We start from the raw sequence: 26,445 nt of genomic DNA on the forward strand, positions 1-26,445 counted from the left end.
CGGAGGTTCGGGAGCCGACGCGATGGTGGGGCAGTTGGTCGCCCAGGCGTGAACCGTCGCCGTGGCCGCGCTCGATAATGGGGTGTGCGAGTGTTCCGGGCCGCTGCCGGCCCCACCCGAGAAGTCCCTGCAGAAGGGCCCGCCTCCGACGCCGCCCTGCTGCGTGCCGTCGCAGCGGGCGACGCCGATGCCCTCGCGGACTTCTATGACCGGCACGCGGGCTGGTTGCACGTCCGACTCACCCGGCGCTGTGCGGACGCCGAGACGGTGAGTGAGGTTCTGCAGGACACCTTCGTCGCGGTCTGGCGAACCGCGGGCTCCTTTCGTGCCGGTGCCTCCGGCGAGGCCGGAGGGTGGCTGTGGACCATCGCGGCCCGCCGCCTGGTCGACGCCCAGCGCGCGGCGGTACGGGCCACCCGCCCACGGGACACGGCGATGGCTCCGGAGCTCTCCGCCGAAGAGCACGTACTGGCACACGGTCTGGAGTTCGGAGACATGGGTGCCGCACTCGACCGCATCTCTCCGGAGCTCCGCATGGTGCTGCGGGCCACCGTCATCGACGGTCTGACCGTCCGCGAGGCGGCACTACACCTCGGCATACCCGAGGGCACGGTCAAGACCCGTTCGATGCGGGCCCGCCGTGAACTGCGCGCCGCCCTCGGCGCACTCGGGGCCCGGCCGCTGGGAGGGACGGCATGAGCTGGCACGTAACCGATCAAATGGCTGCGGCGTACGCAGAGGACCGGCTGCCGGAGTCGGACGCCTGGTCGCTGGAGAAGCACGTGGAGGGCTGTTCTGCCTGTGCGGGCCGGGTGTCGGCCGCGGTCGCTGCGACCGCGGCGGCACCGCGGCTGGCGGCGGTCCGAACGGCGGTACTGGACTTCGCCGGGACGGCTTTGGCCGAGGCGGCTCCCGCCGCCCCTGTGGAACGCCGCACCACCCGAAGCCGTGCCGCTGCCCTGCGCATCCGTCTCATGTGGGCCGCCGGTCCTGCGCTGCGGGGGCCGTGGCTGCTCTCGATCATCCTCGTCATCCTCGGCGCCGTGACAGCGGGCGCCGCCACCAGACACCACGGGGGCGGTCCGCTGCTCGTCGCGCTCGCTCCGGTCCTGCCCCTGGCCGGCGTCGCCGCCTCCTACGGGCCCTACGCCGATCCGATGCACGAGGTCACCGTCGCCACCCCGGGGGGCGGCCTGCGGCTGCTGCTCATCCGCACCACGGTGGTGCTCGCGACCGCCGTGCCGCTGGTCACCGCCGCCGGGTGGGCGCTGCCGCACTCCCCTGGCGTACCCGGGCCATGGGCCTGGCTGCTGCCGGGGCTCGCGCTGACCTTGGGCTCGCTGTGGCTCAGTTCGTACATCGGCTGCCGGCTCGCCTGTGCGCTGCTCGGCGGCGGCTGGTTGCTGGCCATGGCCGCACTGTCCATTGGCCCAGACCTGCCCGCCGACGAGCGGCTGGCCTCGGCTCTGTCCACTCTCACCGCCGCACCGGCGGCGCAGAGCACCTGGGGAGCGGCCGTCGTGCTGGGCGCCGGGCTGCTGGTCGCACGGCGGCACGCTTTCGACCACATCTCCTTCCACCGACTGGAGCGCCTGTGATCTCCGCACCACCAACTCGAGCGACGCCTGCGGCCTCCGCCCACATCAGCGAACTGACGGTCCGTCACCGTCGTACCACCGCGCTCGACCGCGTCACTCTCTCCTTCGACACCGGGGTGCACGGCCTCCTGGGTCCCAACGGCGCGGGCAAGACCTCCCTGATCCGGGTACTGGCGACGGTGGCCCGGCCCACTGCGGGCGCGGTGCACCTCCTCGGCGAAGACACCGCCATCCCGAAGGGACGCACCAAGATCCGCCGAAAGCTCGGCTATCTCCCCCAGGACTTCGGCTACTACCCGGGCTTCACCGTCCGTGAGTTCGTCGGCTACGTCGCCTGGCTCAAGGAGATCCCCCGGCACCGCGTTCCGGCCGCGGTGGAGCGAGCGGTCCGGCAGGTCGGTCTGGCCGACCGGATCGACTCCAAGGTCCGCACGCTCTCCGGCGGCATGATCAGGCGCGTGGGCATCGCACAGGCCATCGTCAACGACCCGGCCCTGCTGCTCCTGGACGAGCCGACGGCCGGCCTCGATCCCGAGCAGCGGGTCGAGTTCCGCACCCTGCTGCGGACGCTGGGCCAGACCTCGGCGGTGGTTGTCTGCACGCACCTGGTGGAGGACGTAGCCGCCGCGTGTGGCAACGTGACGCTGCTGGACTCAGGCCGCGTAGCCTTCCGCGGCACCACGCAGCAGCTCACCTCCCAGGGCGATGACGATACCGACGGCGACAACCCCATCGAGCGCGGCTACACAGCGGCACTGCACGCCCACAGGGCCGGCACCACACAGGGAGCCATCCTGTGACCGCCCTCCTGGAAGACCCGGCCGCAGTGCGCACACCCAGGACGCTGCTCCCGGCGGCATACACGACCGAGCTGCGCCGCGGGATCGGCCCGGCGATCGGCGTGCTGATCGCGGTCACGCTCACCTTCCTGATGTTCCTCGACGTGTCCGACTGGCAGGGCACCTGGATCCACACCACCGACCAGCTCCGCCGCACCGGCCCGCTGCTCTGCGGCCCCATCTCCGTCGCGGGCGGCTGCTGGCTGGGCGGCCGCGAGCGGCGCCGCCGCACCGGGGAACTGCGCGCGAGCATGCCGCGGGGGCCGTTGCGCCAGACCCTGCTCGCCTGTGCGCCCGCGGCGCTCTGGCCCGCGGCCGGCTACCTGCTCGCGGCGGCGGTCTGCCTGCTGACCACGCTGCCGGACGCGCAGTTCGGGCACCCGAACCTGTCCCTGACGGCGGCGGACGCGACGGCGATGGCCGCACTCGGCACGCTCGGCTTCGCCGCGGGCCGGGTCATCCCCTGGCGGCTGGCCGGAGTCGCCCTGGCAGCTGTGACCTATGCGGCACTGGGTATGACCGCGTACGGCGAGGACTCCCCGCTGCGATGGCTCAGCCCGGCCAACGAGCACTACGGGATCTGGGACCGGCCGACGTGGTGGGCGGGCCCGCTCCAGATGCTGTGGACCGGGAGTGTCGCCGCGACCGCCCTGCTCCTGTCCACAGCTCACCGACGGGTCCGAGCCGCGGTCCCGCTGGCCGCGACCGTGGTCGCTGGGACGCTGCTCGTGCAGGCATCGGCGGACGTGTGGCGGCCGAATTCCTCCATCGCCGCCCCGGTCTGCACCGGTGACGCACCGAAGGTGTGCGTCAGCCGTCTGCACAGCCGGTTGCTGCCCGAGATATCCGCGCAGGTGGACGCCGTTCACACGAAGCTCAAGGGCGTGCAACGAGTACCGAAGCGCTTCGCCGAATCGCCCCTCGACGACGACTTCAAGGCGCCGCCGACGGGTACCGCGATCCTGCCCGAAACCATCATTCCCCCCGACCGCCTCCGCATCGACAACGCGCGCACCTACCGGGGCTGGGTGGCGCACAGCGTGGCCACACCCGCATGCCGGGAGAGCGTCAGCTGGCCGGACGTGAGCGCCGGTGTCGTGGAGTGGCTCGCCGGCGTCCCCGACCCGACGATCGTCTACCACGGCGACCGCCCCGCGGCCATCGACCGCACCCGCCGCGCCCTGGAGAGGATGTCGGCACCCGAGCGCACCGCCTGGCTGACGGACTACTTCGCCGCAGTGGCCGATTGCGACCCGGGGCAGGTGCGCAAGCCGTGACTCTGTACGCCCGCTCCCGCGGACTCCCCACCCTGCTCATCACGCTGCTCGCCCTCGCCCTGGCCACCTGGTGGTGCGCCGACTGGATGCTCGACTCACCGCGCTTCGGCGGCGCCGTGGCACGGGTGCCCGTCATCACCCTGTCCGCCCTGCTCGCCGGCTGCGCCCTCGCCGCGTCGCTGCACGCACACTCCGCCGAACTCGAAGCCTGCGCCGCCCGCCGCATGGGGCGCTGGCGAGCGGGCCATCTGCTGCTCGGCACCGCTCTCTTCGCCGGTGTACTGGCCTCGACGGTGCTGCTCGATCCCGCGGAGTTCGGCGCCCAGGCCATGCTCCGCAACGTACTGGGAACCACCGGCCTCGCCGCCCTTTCGGCCGTCGTCTTCGGCGCCCGCCTCGGCTGGCTGTTGCCCCTGGCCTACACGGGCGCCGCCTACTTCGCGGCCCCGCGCGGCACCACAGGACCGCCCACCATCTGGGCCTGGCCCGTTCAGCCGGGCCCCCAGCCGGCGGCGTGGGCCACCGCGCTCACCCTGTTTGCCGCAGGCGTTACGGTCTGCGCCCTGCGCGCTCCTCGGGCGTCGCGCGGTGAGCGGTGAGCGGTGAGCGGTATACGGCTTCTGGCTCCCGTAGTGGGGAGGAAAACCACGCGGGGGGGTGTTCCCCCCCACGGCAATTTTTTCCCCCCCCACTACGGCATTGCGGTGGCACTCTTCACGCCGTTCGTTGGGCCTTTCCCGGGTCGGTTGCGTTGAGCACGTGCCAGGCGCCCACCGCTCCCTCACCGCAGCGGTTCAGTTCAACGCTTCTGCAGCGCACAAGCGAATCTCACTGACGGTCGTCCGGTGAAACCAGCAACTACTGACCTTCAAAGCAGGGGGTCGGCAGGGGCTGACGGGCCTTGAGCCCCTGCGGTAGCCCACTGCATGAGGTATGGGCAAGGGGGCGGGCTGACCGACGAGCGGTGGGCCTTTCGCGAGAGGCGCCCGGACGGGGTGAGGCAGGAGATCTTCGCCCATCTGATCGTCCACCACGCGACCTGCGACCTCCTCGGTGCGGCGCCCGCCTCACCCAGCCCCCTGCCGAACGGGCCCTCGTTCACGTGGGCCCTGCACGTTGCGCGCCGCCCGTTGATCGCGCCGTCCGGCTTTCCCCCTCGGGCCGCAGACGTGACCGTCGGCTCGGCATCACCGAGATGGTGGCCGCACTGCTGCCCCGGCGACGATCACGCGACTGCCCACGGAAGACCAGCTCCAGCGCCTCTGCCAGGCCAGAGCTGAAGCGCGCTTCGTCCCTGCTTACCGAAATGGTGGAAGAGGTTGAAAGCTGGGCAGAGGGAGTACCTTCCAGGCCAGCTCACGTCGATGGTGATGCCCAGCCTTGCGGGCGGCGCCTGTCCAAGGAACTGGCGTTCTCCTCCCCCGGCTGACCGGGCGCAGGCCCTGGCGCCCTCTTCCCCTCGCTGCAAGCGAGGCGGCCATCGCGCACGGGCGTGCAAGCTTGTATGCCACTTCAATTACGACGGAGGCCCCAGGCCCGTACAGAGTCTGTCGTTTCCCATCTGTGGTGTGCCCTGCCAGGGGCGCCAACCTGCGGCTGCCCGTTTCACGGGAAGCTGCAGGTTGGCGCCGCGATTTGCCCTGGAGAGGCCAGCCGACTGTGTACGCCCTAGTACGCCAGTTGCAGTTCGCTATTCCTGCTGGTCAGGAGCCTGTTTCTGAGTGTAGGTGGCTGACTGACCGTCAGGGGGCGGGAGTTCGTGACGGGCGATGCGGCGTTTGTAGTGCAGCGCATGGCGGTGGCCTGGTGTCGGCGGCGCCAGCGGGACCACCTCAGTGCCCGGTCGACGTGGCGACGCTGGTGGTGGGCCGTCCCCGAGCGCCGAGCTGCCAGCAGCCTGCGTATTTCTGCCAGGCTGGGCGGGGCGAGGGGAGATCCGTTTCTGCGGCCCTCCTTTCGCTTCCGGCCTGGGCGGTCATGGCGGCGAGGAAGGCGTGGGCGAGATGGCCAGGGTGATGTGCCGGTACCAGGCCGGGTAGCGGCGGACTTCGTACTCGTCCAGGCCGCACTCGTTCTTCGCGCTCTGGAAGCACGACTCGATGGCCCAGCGGCTGCCGGCGACGTTGACCAGTTGGTCAACAGTAGTGCCGCTGGGAGCGTGGGCCACGTAGAAGGCGATCTCATCCGGCCGGGAGATGCTGCGGCGGGCCATCACCCACCGGCGGTGGGAGGGCTCGTCACCGTCGAAGAACGGGACGGCCGGCAGCTGGGCAGCCGCCCAGTCGTAGACGCGCGAGCCCTTGGCACCGTCACCACGCGAGAGCCGTTCCCAGGCGTCGTCAGGGTCGTCGCCGATGAGCTGGTCGATGCGCCAGCACCCAGCGAGGGACGTGACCTGCTGTGACTTCGGGACCGCGACGACGTAGCCGAGGCCAGCCTCATCGATCATGCGGCGGAGGTGCCAGTCCTGGCCGTAGAGCGCGTCCGCGGTCACCCAGGAGACCAGCAGCGGCGAGGACAGGGCCCGGGTGACCAGAATCCGGGCCAGCTCGGTCTTTGTCGCGAAACCACAGCCGTCAGGCACCGTCGCCGCCCGGCACCGTTCACGGTCGGATGTCCAGGACTTGGGCAGGTACAGCTCCCTGTCCACCAGAGTCCGGCCCTTCGACGAGGTGTAGGCGGCGAACACCGCGACCTGGCAGCGGTACGGCCCGCCGTGCCCGAGTACTGCCGCTGGACACCGGCCGAGGGTCTCCCTTCTTGAGGAAACCCGTCTCGTCGATGACGAGAACACCGTTCTCCTCGCCAAGCCGTTCCGCGACGTATGCCTGCACGTCGTCACGGACCTCATCAGCGTCCCACCGGGCGCGGTTGAGGAGGATCTGGAGCCCGTGAGGTCCGCTGTGACCGGCATGTTCGGCGAGTTGCCAGCTGTTTTCCGCCCCACCGGCCCGAGCAGAGCCCGCACGCAGTCCCGCATGCGCCGCCGCACATCAGCCCGGCCGAACCGGTGACCGACCCGCAGCAGCACCTTCTCAAGCCCCCCGGCCCACACGTCAAGGCACACATCATCATGCACGATCAGAACAACAGCGATCACGCATCGCCGTCACGAATTCCCGCCACCTGACGGCCAGTCAGCCATCTACACTCAGAAACAGGCTCCTGACCAGCAGGAATAGAGAACTGCAACTGGAGTACTAAGTGCCCACGGCCTGGAAATAGTCAAGCCTTCGGCCCTGCATTAATCGCCAGGCACCGCTCGTAGGGCCCGGCTCCTACGAGCGGAACCCGATCACGGCCACGGTCGGGGTCGAGCGGCGGGGCGTGCTCCGCCGCCTTCGTGTCCCCGAACTACTCCAGTTCGGAGTAGCCGAACTCCTCCACCGAAGACGGCGGTGATGCCGGGGCCCTCAGCCCATCGTCCACAACCGACAACCATTCGCCGATGTGGGGTGAAACGGTGGTTGGGCACGAACGAACCGGTGAGGGAGCACAGCCATTGCAGGCGTAGCAGTACTGGAAGGCATAATCCCCCTTTCTCGCTGAACGGGCCACCGTTGACGGGACCGCACTGAGCGCCTCGTAGGCGGCGGGGACACCGTAGTTGATCTCGAACCGGAGGTCGACGACGTGGGAGACCCTGGAAGGCTGATGAGAATGTTGGCGCTCGCCGGATGGTCCCGGGGCAGGGCCGACACCACGTAGGTTGCGTGAGCATCGGCCCGCCCGAGCAGCCCCGGTCAGAAGTAGATAGTCCGGCGTGACGTCTCTCCGTCCCTGTACCAGCCAAAGGCGTGGTTGTTGTAGCCGCTGGAACAGGTCCTCTTGGAAGAGATCCACGCCGAATCGGCCAGGCAGGCCCTTATGCAGGGTGTAGACCTTCCGGCCGCTGTAGCCAGCGCAGAGTGAGCCCCATGCTGCCGTTCACCTTCTGATTCGTGTGGTTCTCGAACTTCACGAAGACCTTGAATTCGCCGGCCTTGGCGATGCAACGGCTCACCTTCGTGCCCTTGCACTTCCAGTCGAGCGCCTGCGCACCCGGCGCCGTGACCCCCATGACCGATATGGCGGCGGCGGTTGCGATCAGCAGGCCGGTGACCCGCTGAGCTGTCTTCCTCATCCGTTTCCCCTCAAAGATCCTCTACTGGGCGGCACCTCCCACCACTGGCCCAGACGCACCGTCAAACTCGTTGCTGGGCTGAGATTGTTTGCAGACCCTGCCGGGTGATGGTGAATCAGGTCACCGGGGGTGCGTTCTGCGGGCGAGGCGCGATGGCATGGGTGCCGAAGCGGGTCCAGGCCACGAAGGCGGCGAGCGCGCCGATGAGGACGGTCTGGGGAACGACGGAGTAGGCGCCGGTCGCGAGGTTGGCGATGGCCGCCCCGATCATGGTGAGTACCAGACCGCTTGCGGCGATCGGCGTGAGCCACGGCAGGATGCGAGTGGCCGCCGGAAGGATGAGCCCCAGCGCGCCGAGCACTTCCGCGATCCCGGCGATCCGGAACAGGACGGTGGGGATCCCTTCGCCCATGGCCTCCAGGTCAGCGGCGCTTCCCACGATCTTGAGCCCACCAGCGACCAGGAACATCAGGGCCAACAGGGCGGATATGATCCACACGGCAATTCTCATGAGCTGTCTTCCTTCTTCGCTTGATGTCGACACCGGTCTCGTCCCTCGCTGCGTTCCGACCGGCTTCAACGGCTCTGGTGCGTCGCGATATCGGCATGCCGGTGTACGGCGTAGGTGACGTGGACCATGCCACTGGTGCTGGCGTTCGTCGCCACCAGCGAGAGTTGGATGTCGCGGTCGAGGAAGCCGAAGAGGGGTAGTCCGGTACCGATAAGGACTGGAGCCCATCCGATGCTGATCTCGTCGATGAGGTCAGCACGCAAGAACTCCTGGATGACCGTTCCTCCATCGACGTAGACCTGTTGCGCCCCAGATGCGGCAAGTGCGCGTTGGGCATCGTCGAGGCTGCGGACAATCGTGATGCGGTCGTCGTCGGATTCCAGTTTTGTGGACATGACGATGACCCTTTTGCCGTCATATGGCCAGCCATCGAAGGTGAGCACCTTCTCGTAGGTGCCGCGCCCCATCACCAGGTGGTCGATGCTCGGGAAGAAGGTCTCCCACCCCTCGACTTCGGTGCTGCTGGTGACGGTTGTGTGGTGCGGTCCGGGTGCAGGATCGGTGAGCCAGTCAATCTCTCCGTCGCGGCGGGCGATGAAGCCGTCAAGACTTGCGCCGATGAAGACCCGGCCCGTCCAGTCGCGTCGATAGGTCATGTCCATACCTCCAGCAGGTCGTCGAGAACTTGTGTCGGTCCAGGCGCAGCTGGCCCCGTGGCGCGGCGCAGCATTGCCCCGTTGAGGGCGTCGAAGAGGAGAGACGCGCACTGATTCGCGCCACCAGCCCGGGACAGCTTCATCTGGCCCAGAAGTGTGGCCAGGTAGCGAATCTCCTTCGCCCAGCCCTCCGCGAGGAGTTCGCGCAGCTCATCGTCAATCAGGTCGTCGAGGAGATTGACCAGCCCCTGAGCCACCCCCTCGGGACCGTCGGCGGCAAATCGCCGTTCAACCCACGAGCGCAGCTCCACCTCCGGCGGGCTCGTCCCCAGCGGAGCGGCCGGAATCGAGTCGATCCAACAGCGACTCAGCGCGACCAGGATCGCTTGCCGCGACCCGAACCGTTTGAGCAACCCCGCAGGGCTGAGCCCAGCAGTCGGCGCAATCTCAGCAAGAGTCCACGGCTCCAGCGACCGCCGCTCCTGCAACGCGATCCCGATGCGCTTCAGAAGCACCTGCTGCTCATCTCGTCTCGGTCTAGCCATGCCATTAGTAAATCACGATTCACTAATCTTGGCACTCCGACCTCATCGCTCCGCCGCCACGAAAGGACGAGAACTCCTGTGTCACCCCGAAACGCCCCGCTCCCGCGGGCCAGGAGGTAGTCGGCGTGCTCACGCTGAGTGTGCGGGGCATGCGTCGTTGGTGACCACGACTCCGGCCAGGTCGGCGGCGGTGTCCAGGAGCGGCTGGAAGCAGGTGATCTCGTTGGGTCTTCCCTCCACCTCCAAGCGGGCAAGGACCAGGCCGGTGGTGTGCTCAGCGCGGCCAGCAGGTGGATCTTGCGACCCTTCGCCTTCGCCGCACCGTGCAGGTCCGCGCCCGCCTGGACGAGATCGGCATCGGGTATGTGATGGCCGTCGCCTGCTCTAGCGGGTGCGGATCAACTCAGGCCGCACCACCATCCGCGCAGACACCGTCGCCGGCCGCCTGCCCGCCACCGCCTGGCAGCGACAGAGCGCAGGCAACGGCGCGAAGGGCACGCGCTACTACGACTGCGCCTGGATCCACATCGGCAAAGACAACCACCGCCACCTGCTGATCCGCCGCAACCGCACCAGCGGTGAGCTCGCCTTCTACCTGTGCTGGTCACCCACCACGGTCACCCTTGCGGAACTGGTCCGCGTCGCCGGAGTCCGCTGGAGCGTCGAGGAGTGCTTCCAGGCCGCCAAGAGCCAGGTCGGGCTCGACCACTACCCGGTCCGCAACTGGGCCGCATGGCACCGGCACATCACACTCGCCATGCTCGCCCTGGCCTTCCTGACCGCCGTCGCCGCCAGCCAGGCCCTCAACCGGCCCCGACGATCCTCACCATCCCGCCCGCAGCAGCAGTCCGATCAGCCTGACCGTCCCGGAGATCCGCCGTCTACTCGCCATCGTCTTCGACCCGCCGGCCCCGTCAGCGGCCCGGCTGCTGCACTGGTCCACCTGGCGCAGACACCACCAGGCAGCAGCCCGACACAGCCACTACCGGCGACGATCCGCCAACGAACCTGCTGGATAGATCATGAAACCGCTGGAGTACTAGTAGTGCTTGGTCAGGTTCGTTCGCCGGTGGCGTGTCTGTTTGAGCGGGTGTGTCGTTGAGCGGGTGTGATGGGTGGGGAGTTGGCCGCGGTCCGGTGTGATCTGGAGGGCTTCGCGGCGGAGATGTTCGAGCCGTTCGCGCGGGCGGATCAGCGCCGGTGGGGCGAGGTGTATCTGCGGGGGCTGCTGCTGGACGGGCGGCGCAAGTCGGTGGAACCGATGGCCGCCCGGCTGGGCGAGGACGGCAACCGGCAGGCCCTGGCCCACTTCATCACCACCAGCCCGTGGGAGGCGGCGCATGTGCGCGCCCGCCTCGCCTGGCGAATGCTGCAGGTGATCAAACCGACCGCGCTCATCGTCGATGACACCGGCTTCCTCAAGGACGGGAACGCCTCGGCCTGTGTGGCCCGGCAGTACACCGGCACCGCGGGCAAGGTCACCAACTGCCAGGCCGGCATCTCGCTGCACCTGGCCTCCGACAACGCCTCGGCAGCGGTCAACTGGCGGCTGTTCCTGCCCGAGAGCTGGGATCCCGCCTCACCGAAGGCCGATCCGGCCAAGGTGGCCCGCCGCACCACGTGCGGCATCCCCGAAGAGGTCGGCCATGTCGAGAAGTGGCAGCTGGCCCTGGACATGATCGACGAGACCAGGTCGTGGGGCATCGACGTCCCGCTGGTCGTGGCCGACGGCGGCTACGGCGATGCGGCAGCCTTCCGCCTCGGCCTGGAAGAACGCGGCCTCAGCTACACGGTCGGCATCTCCACCACGACCACCGCCCAGCCGGAAGCGGCACAGCCGCATACCCCGCCATACGCAGGTCGCGGCCCCAGGCCCCGGCCCGTCTATCCCGAGCCGGCCCATACGGTGAAGAAGCTGGTCATCGCGGCCGGCAAGCAAGCGGCCCGGCCGGTGCAGTGGCGGGAAGGCTCCCGCCCGGGCAGCGGCCGCAGCGGCGTCAAGCGCATGTACTCCCGCTTCGTGGCCCTGCGGATCCGGCCCGCCGGACGCGAGATCCGCAAGAACACCGACGGCCCCGAACTGCCAGCGCGCTGGCTGCTGGCCGAATGGCCCGCAACCGAGCCCGAACCCGTCCAGTTCTGGCTGTCCAACCTGCCCGCCGACACTGCGCTGGCCACCCTCGTGCGCACCGCGAAACTGCGCTGGCGCATCGAGCACGACTACCGCGAGATGAAACAGGCCCTGGGCCTGGCCCACTTCGAAGGCCGCACCTGGAGAGGCTGGCACCACCACGTCACCCTCGTCTCCGTCGCGCACGCCTTCTGCACCCTCCAGCGCATCACCCGGTCCCCAAAAGAGACGGCGTCGGCCTGAGCCTCTATCGGGTCGCCCGCGAACTGCAGTTACTCCTCGCGTTCTGGACCGGCACTGCCCCACCTGTCACCGCGACATGCCAGAACCAATACCAACCTGACCAAGCACTACTAGTGCTTTTCCTCACAGCGGCTGAGGAAGTCCATCCTCAAGAGGATGTCTTGCGCTAACGGAAGCATTCGCCTGCCCGCTTCCGTCAGGCTCATTCCTCCCGGCGTGCGTTGGAACAGCGTCCGTCGGGTGTGGACTTCGAGTTGACGGATCTGGTCGCTGATGCTGGCGGCTGAGTAGCCCAGCTCTATGGCGGTCCGTGTGACGCTGCCCGTTCGCGCACAGGTCACGAATGCGCGAAGCATCCGATCGTTCACTGATCCTCCTCGTATGGCAAACAATGCACACTCGGGACGACGAGGATCCGTGGGTCGGTCACGCGGAACAGATGTTCGCCAACCACTGCACGCCCGTGGGCGTCCACCTCAAGTCCGCTGCGGGCGGCCAGGCCGGGGCACGCTCCCGCTGATCGCCCACAGCGTGAGGCCGGAGGTGAACTGCGGGCGAGAGTTCAGACGCACCATGTCGCCTCCTCCTTCCCCGGCGCCGGGGGTCGATCTGCGCGACGGAGTCCTCCACGACCTCTACGTTCAATCCAGGCCGGTCCGCACACGCTTCTGCCGGGCCGCGGAGTATCCGGCCGTTGGAGTAGTTGCCGGAGTTGCGGGAGGGCCACGGCGCGGGGAATGGGCGGGGGTGCGGCTAGCGGGGCTCCGCGGGCTGTTCCTGTTGCGGCTGGTGCTGAGCAAGGCGGGAGTGCTTGACGCTGTAGCCGAAGTAGAGCAAGGCGGCGCCGGCGAGCCACGCCCCGAACATGGCGAAGGTGGGGAGGCGCAGGCCATAGATGAGGTATAGGCAGAAGGCGATGCTGAGGATCGGGGTGAGGGGGTAGCCGGGGACCTTGAAGCCGCGGTCCAGATCGGGCTGGGTGTGGCGAAGGATCATGACTCCGGCCGAGACGATCGTGAAGGCGACCAGAGTTCCCAGGCTGGTCAGGTCGGCAAGGGCGTCCAGCGGAACGAAGGCTGCGAGCAGAGCGACCCCTGAGCCGACGACCAGGGTGTTCCAGACGGGCGTGCCGGTGCGGGGCGAGGTGCGGGCAAAGCGTTGAGGAAGCATTCCGTCCCTGCCCATGGAGTACAGGATGCGGGTCTGCCCGTAGAGGGTGACCAGGGTGATGCTGAAGATCGAGACGATGGCCCCTGCGGCGAGTACGAGGGCGGGCCAGGTGCTTCCGGTGACGTTCTGGAGGATCTCGGCGAGGCCGGCCTCCTGGCCGTTGAACCGCGTCCACCGCTGGGCGCCGACCGCGGCGAGGGCCACGGCGATGTAGACGAGGGTGACCACGGTCAGGGCGATGAGGAGGGCCCGTGGCATGGTGCGGCGGGGGTCCTTGACCTCCTCTGCCGCGGTGGAGACGGCGTCCAGGCCGATGAAGGAGAAGAAGATGGTGGATGCGGCGACGCCCACTCCGCCGACGCCGAGCGGCATGAACGGGGTGAGGTTGCCGGAGTGGAAGCCGGTGAGGGCGATCGCGACGAACAGCACCAGCACGCCGACCTTGATGCCGACCATCACGACGTTGGCCTTGGCCGACTCGCTGGCACCGCGGACCAGGAGAAGACAACACAGGGCGACCAGGACCACGGCAGGCAGGTTGAAGTAGCCGCCGCCGCCCGGCGGCGCCGCGAGCGCGTTGGGGATGGTGACGTCGACGGTCAGGTCGAGGAACTTGTTGAGGTACTCGCCCCAGCTGACCGCAACGGCGGAGGCGGACACACCGTACTCCAGCAGCAGACAGGCACCGACGCCGAAGGCGACGATCTCGCCCAGCGTGGCGTACGCGTAGGAGTACGAGGACCCGGCGACGGGGATCGCGGAGGTCAGCTCGGCGTAACAGAGGGCAGTCAGCCCGGCGGTGATCGCGGCTATGACGAAGGAGAGCAGGACGGCCGGGCCCACCTCGGGAACGGCGCTGTTGAGCACGAAGAAGATGCCGGTCCCGATTGTGCAGCTGATGCCGATGGCGGACAGCTGCCACAGTCCGATCGAGCGCCGGAGGTGGATTCCGGTGCCCCCGTCGTGCTCGGGGGCACCGGGTCGGTGCGTGTCGGCTCCGCTCTCGGCGACGAGTACGGCCACGGGTTTGCGGCGCAGCAGGTTGCGGGCTGGTGTTCCGGTTGCTCTTCGGGTTCCTGGGGTTTCTGGCATGAGCAGCTCTTTTGCGAGGCGGGGAGTGGGGAATTTGCGAGGCGGAAAGCGGGGAAGGGGCTGCCCGGCCCGGCCCTGCCGTTGTGGACAGGGTTGGGCGGTGTCCGTTGTCTGTTAGGGGGTGAGTGTCGGGGCCTGCTCGATGGGGGCGGGCGTTGCGCGGCGTGTTCTCCTGCGCCGCGTGCGGGCGAGGGCGCCGGCCGCGGCGTTGACGGCGCGGAGGCGGAATGACTTTTACTGGGGGCGTGGAGCTTGCGCCTAGCCGCGCGCTGTTGCGATGGCTGTTGCTGCGGCCATACGCCGTACTGCTTCGGTGAGCAGCTCGGGTGAGGTGGCCAGGTTGAGCCGGACGTGTCCTGCGCCGCCGGGGCCGAAGGAGGGCCCGGCGTTGAGGGCGACCTTGCCGTGTTGGAGGAAGACAGCTGCGGGGTCGTCGCCCAGGCCCAGGTCCCGGCAGTCCAGCCAGGCGAGGTAGGTGCCCTCGCCGGGTCGCCAGCGGACGCCGGGCAGGTGTTCGGTGAGGAGATCGCGGAGGAGGAGGCGGTTGACCGCCAGGCCGTCCAGCAGGTCGTCGAGCCATGCGGTGCCATCGCGCAGGGCTGCGGTGTGGGCAATGACGCCGAGGTGGCTGGGGCCTTCCTGAACCCATGCGGGGATCCGGGCGAGGTCATCGGCCGCGGCCGGGCCGGCGAGGGCCACAGCTGCCCTGAGCCCGGCCAGGTTCCATGCCTTCGACGCCGACATCAGCGTCATGCCCTTCTCGGCGCCCGCAACGCTCAGGTAGGGCACGAACGAGACTCCCGGCATCACGAGCGGGGCGTGGATCTCATCGGATACGACGCGGACGCCGTAACGTGCGGAGAGGGCAGCGACAGCGGCGAGCTCGTCGGCGGTGTGCACGGTCCCGGTGGGGTTGTGCGGACTGCACAGCAGATACACCGGCCGCGGGCCGTACTGCACCGCCCGCCCGAACGCCTCCTCCAGGGCGGCGAAGTCGATGCGCTGGTCACCGCCCAACTGGGCTTCTTCGATGGGCCGGCCGGTGTGTTGCACGAAGTGGTAGAAGGGCGGGTAGACAGGGCAGTTGATCACCACGGCGTCTGCCCGGGAGGAGATCACGTCGAGGATTTCGATGATGCCGTGCATCACATCCGGCATCATCGCCATGCGCTCCACGCTGACGCCGTCCCAGTCCCACCGTTTACGGGCGAACTCCGCCAGTGCCTCTGCGTATGCGGTGCCGACCGGATAGCCGGTGTCCCCGCGGGTGACCGCGTCCGTGATGGCCCGGGCCACCGGTTCCGCCAGCGGTACGTCCATCTCGGCCACGAACAGCGGCAGCACGTCGCGGGGATAGACGCGCCATTTCTCGCTCGTGCGCAACCGAAGCTGGTCAAGGGAGAGCCGCCGCAAAGGGTTCGTTTCGCCAGATATATCGCGGTTCCATTCCATGCGGCAAAGAGTATGCGTCATCCCGTGCCAGGTGTTTGCCTTCTATGGTCAGATGGGGGACCAGATGCGAAGATTCCTCGCATGGACGATATTGACCGCGAAATTCTTGCTCAGCTCCAAAAGGACGGCAGGCAAACGATCACGGAACTGGCCGAACGTGTACGGGTCAGCGTGTCCCGCTGCCAGCGCCGGCTGAGAGAACTCGAACGCACCGGCGTGATCCGCGGGTACCACGCCGCCCTCAATGGCGCCGCCGTCGGGCTGGGCTTCGAGGTGATGGTCTTCATCCACCTGCGCCAGGGTGACCGCGATCACCTCACGGCTTTCGACGAAGCGCTCACAGCCATCCCTCAGGTCATCCAGGCGGAGCGGCTGTTCGGCGCCCCCGACTACCTGCTGCGTGTGGTGACCGAAGACCTTGAGACTTACCAGCGGCTCTTCGAGGAGAAGCTGGCCACACTGCCCAGCGTGGACCGGCTCATGTCGACGCTCGTCATGAAGCGAGTTGTCGCTGCCCGCCCCATGCCCGTCTGACAGCACCGGGCGAGAGCCAGTAGGCTGGAAAGCATCGTGGCCTGCAGTAGTAGCGGAACAACGCCACGTCGCAGTCACCCGTCGGACTGATCAAGCCGGTGATATGGCACTGACCGACAGCCCGCGGAAGAGGCACACGCCGGTGGCTCCGCCGACTGCCGTCATCTGGACCTGGCGGGCAGTGAGGCCGACGCTGGGGACCCCCGTCGGGCGCACCGTCAGCGGCGACTGGGCCGCCGCCTTGGTGCTGGTCGACTCGTAGCCGAAGGACGATAACCGCCGCACCACTGGCCTCGGGCGGCCTTGCGCTCCGTGCCGTTGATGACGCGGTCGATGATGGTCTCGCGCTCGAACTGAGCGACGACCCCGAGCATCTGGACCAGCACTCGCCCGACCGGTGTCGAGGTGTCGAACGGCTCCGTGGCCGACCGGAAGGCAGTGTCCCCGGCATCGAGCCGATCCAGGATCTCGGCCAGATCCCGGAGGGAACGGGACAGCCGGTCCACCCGGTGGACCAGCAGAACATCGAAGCGCCCGGCCTCTGCGGCAGCCAGAGCACTCTGGAGTCCCGGGCGCTGAGTGGTGGCCCCCGGAGGCTTCGTCTCGGAAGGGCGCTCCGATCGCTTCCCACCCGGGCTGCGACTGGATGTACGCGGTGAGTTTCGCTTCCTGAGCCGCCAGACTGTACCGCTGGTGATCTTCGTCGTGTGGTAACGGATGCACATGGCAACCCGCACCGCTTGCCCTGGCTCATTGGGCTCAGCACAGGGCCTGCGCGATGGTCGCACCACACACCTCCTGTCCGGGATGCCTTGGAATGCGACAGAGCGCTGACCGCATACCCATGTCCAGGGGTCTTCCTGGAGGGCCTGGTTCGGTTCGTCCGGACGCGTCGTCCTTTGCACGTGCGTCTCCGGGTTCACGCGGTCTTACAAGGCAGTGGGCACGTCGGAGGGGGAAAGCGGTTGATCGAAGGATTTGGCGGCCGTCCGAAGCATGGTGATCGCGTGGTCGAGGAACGGGTTGGGGTCGGCCGCCCGGCGGACAGCGAAGACGCGCCGGACATGGGCGGGGTCCGCGAGGCGGATGACGTGCACATCGTGCGACTCGATCATGGCGAGCTGGGGCACGATTGCTACCCCTAGGCCTCGGCGCACGAGTTCGAAGGGCAGGTTGTAGTCATTGGTGCGGAAAAGTATCTCGGGTCGGAAGCCGCTCTTTGCGCAGATGCGCAAGAGGGAACGGGCCGCGTCGGTGTCCTCCCGATAGCAGATCCACCGTTCCCTGGAGAGATCGCCGACCTGGACGTGCTGCTTCCCCGACAGGCGGTGCCCGGTGGGAACCAGGACGTAGAGCGGCTCCTCGAGTATCAGTGTCATGTCCAGGTCGCTCGGCCAGTTATGGGGGACGGTCCCGTACTCGAAGACCACGGCGAGGTCGAGTCGTCCGTCTACGACTGCCGGCGTGGTGACCTGGGGATCGCCCTCCTCGTATCGGACGTCGACCTGAGGGCGGTCGCACAGGAAATCTGCCAGCACGGCGGGGACCAGCCGGAATCCGGCCGACCAGAAGCTGCCCAGATGCAGCCGGCCGCGTTCGGCGTCGGCGAATGAGCGCATCTCGTCCTCGGCCGCATCGAGTTCGGCCAGCAATCGAGCTGCCCGGCGGGCGAGCTGAGCGCCCGCTTCGGTGGGCCGCACGCTGCGGGCGGAACGTTCAAAGAGCTTCACACCAAGCACCCGCTCCACGGAAGCGATCTGCTGTGAGACAGCGGACGGCGTGTAGCCCAGGCGCTTGGCAGCGGTCCTGAGAGAACCAGTTGCGACGACGTCGCGTATCGCCTGCAGCTGGATGGGGGTCAGCATTAGCTGAATTTAACACCAAGCGCTCTTCCGTCAACAGGGTTCGCCGATGTGCGTCTGGCGCCCCCCTCGGCTGGGGTGGCCCGGCGTGGCGTTGCGCGTGCCAGTCGCACAAGTCACAGGCGCGAGCGACAGCTCAACTGAACACTGTGTGTGCTAATGCTCATCCTGGTTTATCTTGCGCAAGGTCTCGGAGCTGCCGCACATTGAGCGACCAAGACGGCTGACCGACCCAAGAAGGGCTCCTCCCCATGGATATACGGCTTCCCGGGCCATGTGCCCGCAGACGGACGCGCGGTTTGGCTGCAGGACTCGTCGTGGCGGGACTCCTCGCCGGCACTGCGGCCTGTGGCAGCAGTGACCCAACCGGGCAGGCGGCCCCTCCAGCAGCGAAGAAGGACCAGAAGCTGCACGACCTGCTGCCGGACAAGGTCAAAAAATCCGGCACTCTGGCCGTGGCTGCGGGTGACGATTACCCGCCGCTCGTGCTCCTCGGATCCGACAACAAAACGCTTGTCGGCATGGAGCCCAGCCTGATGAAAGCCATCAGCCAGGTACTGGGCGTCAAGGTGAAATTCGTCAAGGCCAATTTCGACAGCATCATCGGAGGCGTCCAGTCGCGCCGCTACGACCTGGCGATCCAGGCGATGCTGGATAAGCCCGACCGTCAGAAGCAGGTCACGTTCGTCGACTACTTCAAGACGAGCAGCTCCATCTTGGTCGGCCAGAAGAACGCCGGGAAGGTCAACGGGTTGAACGACCTGTGCGGCAAGTCGGTCGCCGTCGAGCAGGGCACCGCACAGGCGGACGACGCCGAGCTCCAGAAAAAGAAGTGCTCCAAGGCCGGCAAGCGCCCCGTGAAGGTCCTCATCTTTCCCGACTCGGTTGGCTGCTTCCAGGCCCTTTCCACCAAGCGGGCCGATGCCTTCGTAGGCGGCTCCCCCACCGTTGCCTACCAGGCCAAGAAGTCGAACGGGCAGATGAAGCAGGCCGGGAAGCCCTACCGGTTCCTGCCATACGGGATTCTGGTCAACAAGGAAGACTCGTCCCTGGCCAAGGCTGTCCAACAGGCCCTGCAGAAGCTGATCGGCAACGGCACCTACAGCAAAATCCTGAAGCAGTGGGATGTCGAGTCCGGCGCTCTGGACCGCGCCACGCTGAACGGCGGCACGTCGTGAGCGAGCAGTCCGCGCTCCCTACTCATCGCGCGGAGGTACAAGAGCCAGGCATGACCGCCCCGAACCACACGCGGATCCAGGCGGTGCGGCTGCGCCACACGGGCCGCTGGTGCGCTGCCGCAGTCCTCATCTTCCTGCTGGTCTTCCTGCTCCAGGGGTGGTCGGCAAATCCGCGCATGCGGTGGGCGACTGTCGGCGACTACCTGTTCGCCTCTGTGGTTCTCGAGGGACTGGGCACCACGCTCATGCTGACTGTGCTCGCCATGGCCATCGGCATCGTGGGCGGGGTAGTGCTCGCCGTCATGCGGATGTCCGCCAACCCAATTCTGGCGAATCTCGGCTGGCTTTACGTCTGGGTGTTCCGCGGGACTCCGCTCCTGGTCCAACTGCTGTTCTGGTACTTCCTTTCCGCGGTGGTTCCCAAGATCGGTCTGGGCATCCCGTGGGGCTCCACGTTCGTCGAGTTCGAAACCAACGTGCTCATCACCCAGCTGACTGCCGCAGTCCTCGGCCTCGGGCTGCACGAAGCCGCCTACATGGCTGAGATCGTGCGCGCCGGGATCACATCCGTGGACGAAGGGCAGACCGAGGCGGCACAGACCTTGGGAATGACCCGTCGGCAGACTCTCCGGCGGATCGTCCTCCCGCAGGCCCTCCGCATCATCATCCCGCCGACGGGCAACCAGTCGATCTCGATGCTGAAGACCACCTCCCTGGTCTTCGCCATCGCCGTGCCCGAACTTCTCACCTCGATCCAGGGGATCTACTCCCGCAACTTCCAGCAAGTCCCCCTGCTCACCGTTGCCTGCCTCTGGTACCTGGTGGCGACCTCGGTGCTGAACGTGGGCCAGTACTACCTGGAACGCAGATTCAAGCGCGGTGCGAGCCGCGACCTGCCGCCCACACCAGTACAGCGGCTGCGGGCAGCCCTTGCCGCGAAACAGGAGTCCCCCTCATGAAGACAGTCGCGCCGATCGTCAGAGCCGAGGGCGTACACAAGAGCTACGGATCCCTGGAGGTGCTCAAGGGCATCGATCTCGCGGTCGCACCAGGGGAAGTGATGTGTCTGGTCGGCCCCTCCGGGTCCGGCAAGTCCACCTTTCTGCGCTGCATCAACCATCTGGAGGCCATCGACGCAGGCCGGCTCTACGTACGCGGTCAGTTGATCGGTTACGAAGAGCACGATGGGAAGATCCATGAGCTCAGGGAGACGGCAGTCGCCAAGCAGCGCCGCGGCATCGGCATGGTCTTCCAGCGCTTCAATTTGTTCCCTCATATGACCGCGCTGGGAAACGTCATGGAGGGACCTGTCGAGGTCAAAAAAGAGCCCAAGGATGAGGCCCGCGAGCGCGCACGGCAACTGCTCGGCAGAGTTGGGTTGTCGGACAAGGCGGATTCCTATCCCTCACAGCTGTCAGGAGGACAGCAGCAGCGGGTCGCCATAGCGCGCGCCCTCGCCATGCAGCCCGACCTCATGCTCTTCGACGAGCCCACATCCGCCCTCGATCCCGAACTCGTGGGCGAGGTGCTCGACGTCATGCGCGGCCTCGCCGACGACGGCATGACGATGATCGTCGTGACTCATGAGATGGGCTTCGCCCGGGAGGTCGGCCACTCGCTCGTCTTCATGGACGGCGGAGTGGTCGTCGAGTCGGGGGACCCCGACGTCGTACTCGGCGCTCCCCGGCACGAGCGCACCCAGGCATTCCTCAGCAAAGTTCTCTGACGCCCTCTCTGACGTCCCGCGGAGTTCTCCGGCTCGCCGCGGTACTTTCCTACCACTAGGACTACATATGTCCCGTGCAATCGTTCTCGGTGCCGGTGTGCTGGGTGCATCCGCCGCCTACCATCTCGCTCTCGCGGGAGCGGAGGTCACAGTGCTCGAGGCAGGTGGCCCGGCCTCCGGCACATCCAGCGCGACCTTTTCCATCGACGTCACCCATCTGAAGACGCCCCGCTCCTACTACGAGTTGAACCGGCTCAGCGCCGAGGAGCATATTGTGCTCGCCGAAGAGCTGGGCGCTCCTTCTTGGCGGCATCCGATGCCCCTGATCCAGTGGGGCCACACCGCCCGGGAGCAACAGATCATCCGGGACCGGGCCGTCCGGCTGCGCTCCTGGGGACATCCGTGCCGCTTCGCCGAACCCACAGAACTGAACGAACTCGCGCCGACAGTGGACGCCGCCGCCTGTGCTGCCGAGGAACTGGTCGTCCACGACCGCTCCGCCTGGTACGACGCGCCACTTTTCGTCCGCTCTCTCCTCGACCGCGCAGCCCTCATGGGAGCCGATATCCGGTACGGCCTCCGGGTGACCGGCATGATCCGCAGTGGCGACCGAATCGTTGGCGTCGAATCAGGCTCACGCCGCTGGGAAGCCGACTGGGTCGTGAACTGCGCGGGCCCCGACGCTGACCGGATAGCCCGGCACGCGGGCGTCTCCCTTCCACTGAAACAGATCCCGGGCCTGGTCGGCGAGAGCACACCAGTACCCGAGGCCGGGCTGAGCGCGATTGTCGCCGCGCCTGATGTGGACCTGCGCCCCGCACCGGGCTCCCGGATCTGCTCAATCTCCTGGTCCGTCGATGCCATGCTGTCGTCCGGACCCGCCTCCGGCGCTGACCTCCGGCTGGAAGAGAAGTTGCACCGACTGGGGCAAGAGGTCCTTCCCGCGCTGCGTACGGCGCGTCTCGCAGGGGCCCGTCTCGGTGTCCGCCCGGTGCCGGCAGACGGTCTCCCCCTCATTGGCACGACCCCCCAGGCCGAGGGCCTCTACCACCTGGTCACACACAGCGGCGTGAACCTCGCGCCCGTCCTGGGTCGGCTTGCGGTCCAGGAGATGATCAGCGATCAGCCGGATTCACGTCTCGCCCCTTACCGGCCCGGCCGCGATATGCCGGCCCAGGTACAGGACGAGAGCTTGCAGGTGATGAGCGACCAGCCGTCTCTCGCGGGAAACTGAACGCGACGACAGAATTCCCGCCGGGCCACGGCTGCGGTTGGCATCTGGTCGCCGGGATGGTTTGGCCCTGCTGCCCGGGCTTTGACAGTGACGATGTTCGTGGTGACGCCAATGGCTGGTCTGACCCGTGCTCTGACTGACTGACACTCCGCCTGTCCTGTTCGGGGTGTGTAGGCCCGCACGGCGTCACCACGCCACGCGGCCGGACGGCGTTTGGACCTCATAGCGCTTCAGGCGCTTGGTCCAGAAGCCCCGTCACCTGTCTTGTCCACCCGTCCGACCGGCGCATGCCGGTCTCGGAACGGACTCGTAAGGACGGACATCACCAGCATGACGCACGACGGCCTTGAGATCACCGGCGGTCATGGCGTGACCCACGACGCCGCAGTGGTCGATCAGGTCGCCCGCGCACGAGGCGCCGGCTGGTGGGACCTGCTGCTGCACCGGTACTTCCCCGGCGCCGACCGGCTGACCTGCGTCGACTGGGACGAGGTCGTCCGCGCGACGCGGGAGACGGGGCCAGGTACCCGCGGCGTGGTGTGGATCCGGCGGCAGGCGGCCGGGGTGGAGGTGTCCGGGCATCTGGTGCACGTCCACAACGCTGACGGGAAGGTCGTCTTCCTCGACGGGGTGACCGGCGGGCTCGCCCATCTGGAGACGACGGGCGTCCGGGTTCTGAAGTACGCCGGTCGGCGTCCCTCGCCCAACGCCCCTCCCGCTCCGCCCGCTCCCCCGTGGCAGCGCCCCGCCGACAGCTTCACGACGGCCGGGGTCAAGGCAGAGACATGGCTGGCACACACCTACCAGGAACCGGTGGAACTCGTCGAGCCGTCTCCCGACGACGAACGCCGGCGCGGCCGGCTGTTCGCCTGGCAACACGACGGCGTTCCTGGACGGCAGCGACCGGGCGCGGGGCATGCTCGACGCCGCACTCGTCGTGCCCAAGGACGCATCACCTCCCTTCAGCGTGCCCAACTCCGCCCCGCGGGCCTGGTTCGACGCCTGGGACCAGGGCACCGAGCCGGGCGACGGTGGTCTGCCGGAGCCGCCGCACCCCACCATCGCGGCATGGCTACCACCAACCCTGGAGCAGCTCGGCGACCTGCGGTCGGTGTCCACGCACACCGAACTAGCGGCCGTGCTGGACGAGCTGGCCACCCTGCCGCCCGGCGCCCGCGCGCTGGTCTGGGTCCGCCGCCTGGACACGTAGGGCCGGGAAAGTGTGGGGCTGCTGCTGAACGCCTTCCGGACACCGGAGGGCCGCACGGCTCTCATCGACAGCTCATCGGAACCGGTGACGGACCTGAACGCTCTGGAAGCCTGCGGCTTCCGGCTGCTGCGGTACCCCTGACCGGCCCTCGGTACCACTCGCGCCCGGCGGCACCCCCGGGCGCCGCTACGCCGCGACTTGACGCCTGTGACGCAGGTTCATGCCCGCACGCCATGCGCGCGGAGAAGCCCGATTCACCGCGTCAGCCCCCACGGGTTCTCGGAAGACGCATCGACATCGTCACGACAAGCGACTCCCCACACGTCCCAGCGGCTGCATCACGACCAGCCCTTGCGGGTGGCTCCTGCCGAGGACTCGAACCTGCGGCCAGCGGGCTGTTTCGGGGGATTGCTCGTCAAACCAGCACGGATCCAGGAACGGGAACGGCAGTGGGGACGGCCCATGACGGGCCGCCCCCAGCTGACACTGACCTGCACGCCTGATGGAACATCGGGCCACAAAGCGGCGGCGAGCGGTATACGGACGTTGGAGCCGTACCTTGGCTACGTCTCCAGGTCCTCCGGCCCGACCCACTGGACAAGCGGTAGCCCTCCCTTCGGACCTTCGCATGCGCGGGGAGGAGATTGAGGGGTGGGGCCTCGATGAGGATCTCGTTTTTCGCGTTGTGGCAAGTTGGGGGCACCAGCGAAAAGGCCCCGGACCGATCATGGTCCGGGGCCTTTGGCATCCACATCTGACATCAACGGCGGCGGTCAGGCACGGTCAGGACTCCGTGCCGGGCGTCTCCTCAGCAGCCGGTCCAGGTGGCTGATGGCCTCCGCTGGGTGTCCTGCACGACGACGTGCGTGTAGATGTCCGTGGTGATGCTGATCTGGCCGCGCCCGAGACCTCCGTCACCTCGAGCGGCGCGGCCCCGGCGGCAACGAGGAGCGTCCCACTCGTAGCTGCAGCCCGCCCTTGGGCCGCTGACCGAGCCGTACCGACTGGCGAACACCTCCCCGACGAACTCGGCGCTACCGGCGGCCGGCGCCGGGGGTCGTCACCGCGCGGTCGTCGGGGGTGAGTTGCCGGGCCTCATGCCCCAGCCATTGGGCAGGACAGTGGCGGCGTACGGCCTCCTCGACGCGGATCGAGGCCCGGCTGCGCCGCGAGGACCCGGGGGCGGTGGAGGAGGGGAGGACGAGTTGCAGGTACGGCGCAGGAAGCCCTTCCCGCGCGGGTTGGCCCCCGCGGTGGAAGTGGCGGAGCACCTGATGCCGGGCGTCCAGTGCCGCGTGCGGGAAAACCTCCACGCGGTCGGTGAATCGCATCTTGCCCGCGGTGCCGAGCGGCCGCTCCAGCTTCGCGGTGCCCAGCCCGTGCATCTCCTCCCACGGCACCAGGGCGGCGCCATCCTTCATCCACCACCACACCCCGTGCCCGTCGACACCGAAGCGGATACGGCCGTTGCGCACGGCCCTCACCACAGTGCGCAGCAGCCCATAGGCGACCCCGAGGAGCATCAGGGCGATGACGCCGAGCACCACCCGGGAGGAGACCTCGCTGTCACCCGCGAAGACGAGCCGCAGCGCGGCACAGCCGACCATCAGCGCGACGCAGGACATCACGACGGACGGCACGATTCCACGGCCCGTGATGTCGAACCACTCGGCGTCCTCGCCCGGGAGCGGACCCGCCCAGGAGGAGGGCCAGTTCTCATCGTCGTATCGCACACGCAGACGTTAACGTGCACCTCGGCCTGCGAGACGGGGGATTCCGCAACGCTCACGTAAACGTCTCGGCCCTCCTTCCATGCTCATTCCTCCGCACGGTGAGGGGACTCGCTGGAACCCGCATTGGACGCCGTGATCCGCGGTCGTCCGTCGTCCGCGCTTTGCCGCTGCTCGCACTTCGAGCGCCTTCGAAAACCGCCCGGCTCCTTCGCGGTCCGGGTGAACACGTCTCCCGCACGGCAGCGGTCTCATCGGCCGGATGCACCATGCGCCGGAGCACTCCCTTTGCGGCCGTATGCGCCTTCCACGGTCGGCATATCGCGCAAGACGCTTGCCGGACCGGTTGGATTCGAGGACGTCGAGGACCAGGGGGCGAGCGTTCGTGGCGCGTACACAGTCCAAGTGCGGTGCAATGACGACCAAGGGGACACGCTGTCAGCGGTTGGCGTTGATCGGCGCTTCGCGCTGTGACATCCATTGCGGCCCCTGGTCGAGGGAGGCCGCGGGCTGGCGGAAGAGCAAGCCGAGGAGTGGCAAGAGCCGGAAGCGCGGCAAGAAGTGACGACCGCAGGAGCTTCCTGATATCCACATATCCACGAGTGACATCAACGGGGAGAGACCACCGCGTACCTCGGGAGAGGGGCGGAGTACGGGCTTCCTGTCTCTCGTCCTTGCAACTCCGGTCACGCAGGCCAGGCGTGTGTGAGTGACGGCACGACAAGCGACCCTTCGCTGCGCTCTCCACAAAAACCCAGCTCAGAAGCGTGCCGCAGCACGGAACCACGGCTGCCCCTGGTCGCAGCTTCGAACCTTCCCCGGCACGGCCGGAGAGGGAAACATGTGCGTCGGCTATTCGCGGAGACTTCGAGTCCTTCTGCTCGCGTCGCTGCTCCTGATCCACGACAAACACTCAAGTATCACCTCGGCCTGATGGCGCGCGGCTGTCTTCCCCTCCTCACCTCCCACAACGTCGATCTCCCGGGTCACACATGGCGGTTGCCTTCAAAGACAGTGGCAAAACCGATCCACGAGGCTCGACGACTTCAAACCCTCCTGTCTGCACGGACGATGGGCCGAGGGCTGCACCGATGTGTCGACACTCTGGGAGGAGATCAAGGCCCACGGATACACCGGCGGATTCGGGACCGCACGCGCCTGCCTTCGTCCCTTCGGCTTGGCCGCGCCGGCTGGTACTCGCCCACTTAGACGTCGTTTCAGTTGGTGAGTCGGCGGTAGCCGATGAGGGCCGCGGCTATGCCGACGAAGGCGAGGAAGTGCTCGGCCTTGCGCTCGTAGCGGCGGTGCAGGCGCCGGCACCCGGCCAGCCAGGA

Annotated in this window: 22 protein-coding genes and 5 pseudogenes; 15 read left to right on the forward strand and 12 right to left on the reverse strand. The window is 67.8% G+C overall.

Features of this window, described 5'->3' with window-relative positions; translation table 11 throughout:
* Positions 1-84: 84 nt before the first annotated feature.
* The 5 genes from ACTWP9_RS34805 to ACTWP9_RS34825 are packed head-to-tail and all read left to right on the forward strand — an operon-like array spanning position 85 to position 4,313.
* Complete coding sequence (locus tag ACTWP9_RS34805; RefSeq protein ID WP_443250330.1) at positions 85-699, forward strand: RNA polymerase sigma factor; 615 nt, start codon at positions 85-87, stop codon at positions 697-699.
* A complete protein-coding gene (locus tag ACTWP9_RS34810; protein ID WP_443250331.1) occupies positions 696-1,598 on the forward strand; it encodes a zf-HC2 domain-containing protein in 903 nt (300 codons plus the stop codon). Before ACTWP9_RS34805 ends, ACTWP9_RS34810 begins: the two co-directional genes overlap by 4 nt.
* On the forward strand, positions 1,598-2,398 hold the full coding sequence (locus ACTWP9_RS34815; protein WP_443250351.1) for an ABC transporter ATP-binding protein: 801 nt from the start codon (positions 1,598-1,600) through the stop codon (positions 2,396-2,398). The genes ACTWP9_RS34810 and ACTWP9_RS34815 overlap by 1 nt, the downstream gene beginning before the upstream one ends.
* Complete coding sequence (locus tag ACTWP9_RS34820) at positions 2,395-3,714, forward strand: hypothetical protein (protein ID WP_443250332.1); 1,320 nt, start codon at positions 2,395-2,397, stop codon at positions 3,712-3,714. The genes ACTWP9_RS34815 and ACTWP9_RS34820 overlap by 4 nt, the downstream gene beginning before the upstream one ends.
* Entirely contained in the window at positions 3,711-4,313 is a 603-nt protein-coding gene (locus ACTWP9_RS34825) for a hypothetical protein (protein WP_443250333.1), read from the forward strand. Before ACTWP9_RS34820 ends, ACTWP9_RS34825 begins: the two co-directional genes overlap by 4 nt.
* Positions 4,314-5,546: 1,233 nt before the next feature.
* Here ACTWP9_RS34825 and ACTWP9_RS34830 read toward each other — a convergent pair.
* The 5 genes and pseudogenes from ACTWP9_RS34830 to ACTWP9_RS34850 form a co-directional block, all read right to left on the reverse strand.
* Positions 5,547-6,781 (reverse strand): annotated as a pseudogene (locus ACTWP9_RS34830) (IS701 family transposase).
* A 798-nt stretch (positions 6,782-7,579) separates the two neighbouring features.
* On the reverse strand, positions 7,580-7,837 hold the full coding sequence (locus tag ACTWP9_RS34835; RefSeq protein ID WP_443250334.1) for a hypothetical protein: 258 nt from the start codon (positions 7,835-7,837) through the stop codon (positions 7,580-7,582).
* A 115-nt stretch (positions 7,838-7,952) separates the two neighbouring features.
* A complete protein-coding gene (locus ACTWP9_RS34840) occupies positions 7,953-8,348 on the reverse strand; it encodes a DoxX family protein (protein ID WP_443250335.1) in 396 nt (131 codons plus the stop codon).
* A gap of 65 nt (positions 8,349-8,413) precedes the next feature.
* A complete protein-coding gene (locus ACTWP9_RS34845) occupies positions 8,414-9,004 on the reverse strand; it encodes a dihydrofolate reductase family protein (protein WP_443250336.1) in 591 nt (196 codons plus the stop codon).
* Entirely contained in the window at positions 9,001-9,519 is a 519-nt protein-coding gene (locus ACTWP9_RS34850; RefSeq protein WP_443250337.1) for a TetR/AcrR family transcriptional regulator, read from the reverse strand. Before ACTWP9_RS34850 ends, ACTWP9_RS34845 begins: the two co-directional genes overlap by 4 nt.
* A gap of 356 nt (positions 9,520-9,875) precedes the next feature.
* On the opposite strand from ACTWP9_RS34850, the pseudogene ACTWP9_RS34855 reads away from it, so the two are divergent.
* Positions 9,876-10,568: pseudogene (locus ACTWP9_RS34855) on the forward strand (IS701 family transposase); the annotation flags it as partial.
* Between the two features lie 92 nt (positions 10,569-10,660).
* Entirely contained in the window at positions 10,661-11,923 is a 1,263-nt protein-coding gene (locus ACTWP9_RS34860) for an IS701 family transposase (RefSeq protein ID WP_443250338.1), read from the forward strand.
* A 110-nt stretch (positions 11,924-12,033) separates the two neighbouring features.
* Here the strand turns inward: ACTWP9_RS34860 and ACTWP9_RS34865 are convergent, their stop codons facing one another.
* Entirely contained in the window at positions 12,034-12,279 is a 246-nt protein-coding gene (locus tag ACTWP9_RS34865; protein ID WP_443250352.1) for a LysR family transcriptional regulator, read from the reverse strand.
* Between the two features lie 35 nt (positions 12,280-12,314).
* On the opposite strand from ACTWP9_RS34865, the gene ACTWP9_RS34870 reads away from it, so the two are divergent.
* Positions 12,315-12,443, forward strand: a complete 129-nt coding sequence (locus ACTWP9_RS34870; protein ID WP_443250339.1) for a hypothetical protein — start codon at positions 12,315-12,317, stop codon at positions 12,441-12,443.
* A gap of 233 nt (positions 12,444-12,676) precedes the next feature.
* On the opposite strand, the gene ACTWP9_RS34875 is transcribed toward ACTWP9_RS34870, so the two are convergent.
* Together ACTWP9_RS34875 and ACTWP9_RS34880 are read right to left on the reverse strand one after the other, a co-directional pair.
* A complete protein-coding gene (locus ACTWP9_RS34875) occupies positions 12,677-14,185 on the reverse strand; it encodes an APC family permease (protein ID WP_443250340.1) in 1,509 nt (502 codons plus the stop codon).
* A gap of 258 nt (positions 14,186-14,443) precedes the next feature.
* Positions 14,444-15,637, reverse strand: a complete 1,194-nt coding sequence (locus tag ACTWP9_RS34880; protein WP_443250341.1) for a MalY/PatB family protein — start codon at positions 15,635-15,637, stop codon at positions 14,444-14,446.
* Between the two features lie 81 nt (positions 15,638-15,718).
* Here ACTWP9_RS34880 and ACTWP9_RS34885 point away from each other — a divergent pair, with 81 nt between their 5' ends.
* The gene (locus ACTWP9_RS34885) at positions 15,719-16,171 is read left to right on the forward strand and encodes an Lrp/AsnC family transcriptional regulator (protein ID WP_443250342.1); all 453 of its coding nucleotides are present in this window, start codon (positions 15,719-15,721) and stop codon (positions 16,169-16,171) included.
* Positions 16,172-16,389: 218 nt separating this feature from the next.
* Here the strand turns inward: ACTWP9_RS34885 and ACTWP9_RS34890 are convergent, their stop codons facing one another.
* Positions 16,390-16,896 (reverse strand): recombinase family protein, encoded by a 507-nt coding sequence (locus ACTWP9_RS34890; protein ID WP_443250353.1) that lies wholly within the window; start codon positions 16,894-16,896, stop codon positions 16,390-16,392.
* 204 nt (positions 16,897-17,100) lie between these two features.
* Positions 17,101-18,036: a LysR family transcriptional regulator gene (locus ACTWP9_RS34895; protein ID WP_443250343.1), complete on the reverse strand. Its 936-nt coding sequence runs from the start codon at positions 18,034-18,036 to the stop codon at positions 17,101-17,103.
* 314 nt (positions 18,037-18,350) lie between these two features.
* On the opposite strand from ACTWP9_RS34895, the gene ACTWP9_RS34900 reads away from it, so the two are divergent.
* From ACTWP9_RS34900 to ACTWP9_RS34925, 6 genes and pseudogenes are all read left to right on the forward strand, one after another.
* Positions 18,351-19,211, forward strand: a complete 861-nt coding sequence (locus ACTWP9_RS34900) for an ABC transporter substrate-binding protein (RefSeq protein WP_443250344.1) — start codon at positions 18,351-18,353, stop codon at positions 19,209-19,211.
* A gap of 50 nt (positions 19,212-19,261) precedes the next feature.
* On the forward strand, positions 19,262-20,170 hold the full coding sequence (locus ACTWP9_RS34905; protein WP_443250345.1) for an amino acid ABC transporter permease: 909 nt from the start codon (positions 19,262-19,264) through the stop codon (positions 20,168-20,170).
* The gene (locus tag ACTWP9_RS34910) at positions 20,167-20,937 is read left to right on the forward strand and encodes an amino acid ABC transporter ATP-binding protein (protein WP_443250346.1); all 771 of its coding nucleotides are present in this window, start codon (positions 20,167-20,169) and stop codon (positions 20,935-20,937) included. The genes ACTWP9_RS34905 and ACTWP9_RS34910 overlap by 4 nt, the downstream gene beginning before the upstream one ends.
* A gap of 67 nt (positions 20,938-21,004) precedes the next feature.
* Positions 21,005-22,171 (forward strand): NAD(P)/FAD-dependent oxidoreductase, encoded by a 1,167-nt coding sequence (locus ACTWP9_RS34915; RefSeq protein ID WP_443250347.1) that lies wholly within the window; start codon positions 21,005-21,007, stop codon positions 22,169-22,171.
* A gap of 330 nt (positions 22,172-22,501) precedes the next feature.
* Positions 22,502-22,798: pseudogene (locus tag ACTWP9_RS34920) on the forward strand (toxin glutamine deamidase domain-containing protein); the annotation flags it as partial.
* A 259-nt stretch (positions 22,799-23,057) separates the two neighbouring features.
* Positions 23,058-23,381, forward strand: a pseudogene (locus tag ACTWP9_RS34925) (hypothetical protein); the annotation flags it as partial.
* 1,034 nt (positions 23,382-24,415) lie between these two features.
* Here ACTWP9_RS34925 and ACTWP9_RS34930 read toward each other — a convergent pair.
* Together ACTWP9_RS34930 and ACTWP9_RS34935 are read right to left on the reverse strand one after the other, a co-directional pair.
* Entirely contained in the window at positions 24,416-25,114 is a 699-nt protein-coding gene (locus ACTWP9_RS34930) for a hypothetical protein (RefSeq protein WP_443250348.1), read from the reverse strand.
* Between the two features lie 1,214 nt (positions 25,115-26,328).
* A pseudogene (locus tag ACTWP9_RS34935) lies at positions 26,329-26,445 on the reverse strand (IS5/IS1182 family transposase); the annotation flags it as partial.

This window comes from Streptomyces sp. 3N207 (genome assembly GCF_052246355.1).
Classification (GTDB): Bacteria; Actinomycetota; Actinomycetes; order Streptomycetales; family Streptomycetaceae; genus Streptomyces.

Bases quoted from the DNA above. Each gene is read 5' to 3' on its own strand.
- ACTWP9_RS34890 (WP_443250353.1), bottom strand. From the start codon at position 16,896: ATGTGCATCCGTTACCACACGACGAAGATCACCAGCGGTACAGTCTGG.
- ACTWP9_RS34865 (WP_443250352.1), bottom strand. From the start codon at position 12,279: ATGCTTCGCGCATTCGTGACCTGTGCGCGAACGGGCAGCGTCACACGG.
- ACTWP9_RS34885 (WP_443250342.1), top strand. From the start codon at position 15,719: ATGGACGATATTGACCGCGAAATTCTTGCTCAGCTCCAAAAGGACGGC.
- ACTWP9_RS34875 (WP_443250340.1), bottom strand. From the start codon at position 14,185: ATGCCAGAAACCCCAGGAACCCGAAGAGCAACCGGAACACCAGCCCGC.
- ACTWP9_RS34905 (WP_443250345.1), top strand. From the start codon at position 19,262: ATGACCGCCCCGAACCACACGCGGATCCAGGCGGTGCGGCTGCGCCAC.
- ACTWP9_RS34870 (WP_443250339.1), top strand. From the start codon at position 12,315: ATGCACACTCGGGACGACGAGGATCCGTGGGTCGGTCACGCGGAACAG.
- ACTWP9_RS34895 (WP_443250343.1), bottom strand. From the start codon at position 18,036: ATGCTGACCCCCATCCAGCTGCAGGCGATACGCGACGTCGTCGCAACT.
- ACTWP9_RS34835 (WP_443250334.1), bottom strand. From the start codon at position 7,837: ATGAGGAAGACAGCTCAGCGGGTCACCGGCCTGCTGATCGCAACCGCC.
- ACTWP9_RS34860 (WP_443250338.1), top strand. From the start codon at position 10,661: ATGGGTGGGGAGTTGGCCGCGGTCCGGTGTGATCTGGAGGGCTTCGCG.
- ACTWP9_RS34910 (WP_443250346.1), top strand. From the start codon at position 20,167: ATGAAGACAGTCGCGCCGATCGTCAGAGCCGAGGGCGTACACAAGAGC.
- ACTWP9_RS34915 (WP_443250347.1), top strand. From the start codon at position 21,005: ATGTCCCGTGCAATCGTTCTCGGTGCCGGTGTGCTGGGTGCATCCGCC.
- ACTWP9_RS34810 (WP_443250331.1), top strand. From the start codon at position 696: ATGAGCTGGCACGTAACCGATCAAATGGCTGCGGCGTACGCAGAGGAC.
- ACTWP9_RS34880 (WP_443250341.1), bottom strand. From the start codon at position 15,637: ATGGAATGGAACCGCGATATATCTGGCGAAACGAACCCTTTGCGGCGG.
- ACTWP9_RS34840 (WP_443250335.1), bottom strand. From the start codon at position 8,348: ATGAGAATTGCCGTGTGGATCATATCCGCCCTGTTGGCCCTGATGTTC.
- ACTWP9_RS34845 (WP_443250336.1), bottom strand. From the start codon at position 9,004: ATGACCTATCGACGCGACTGGACGGGCCGGGTCTTCATCGGCGCAAGT.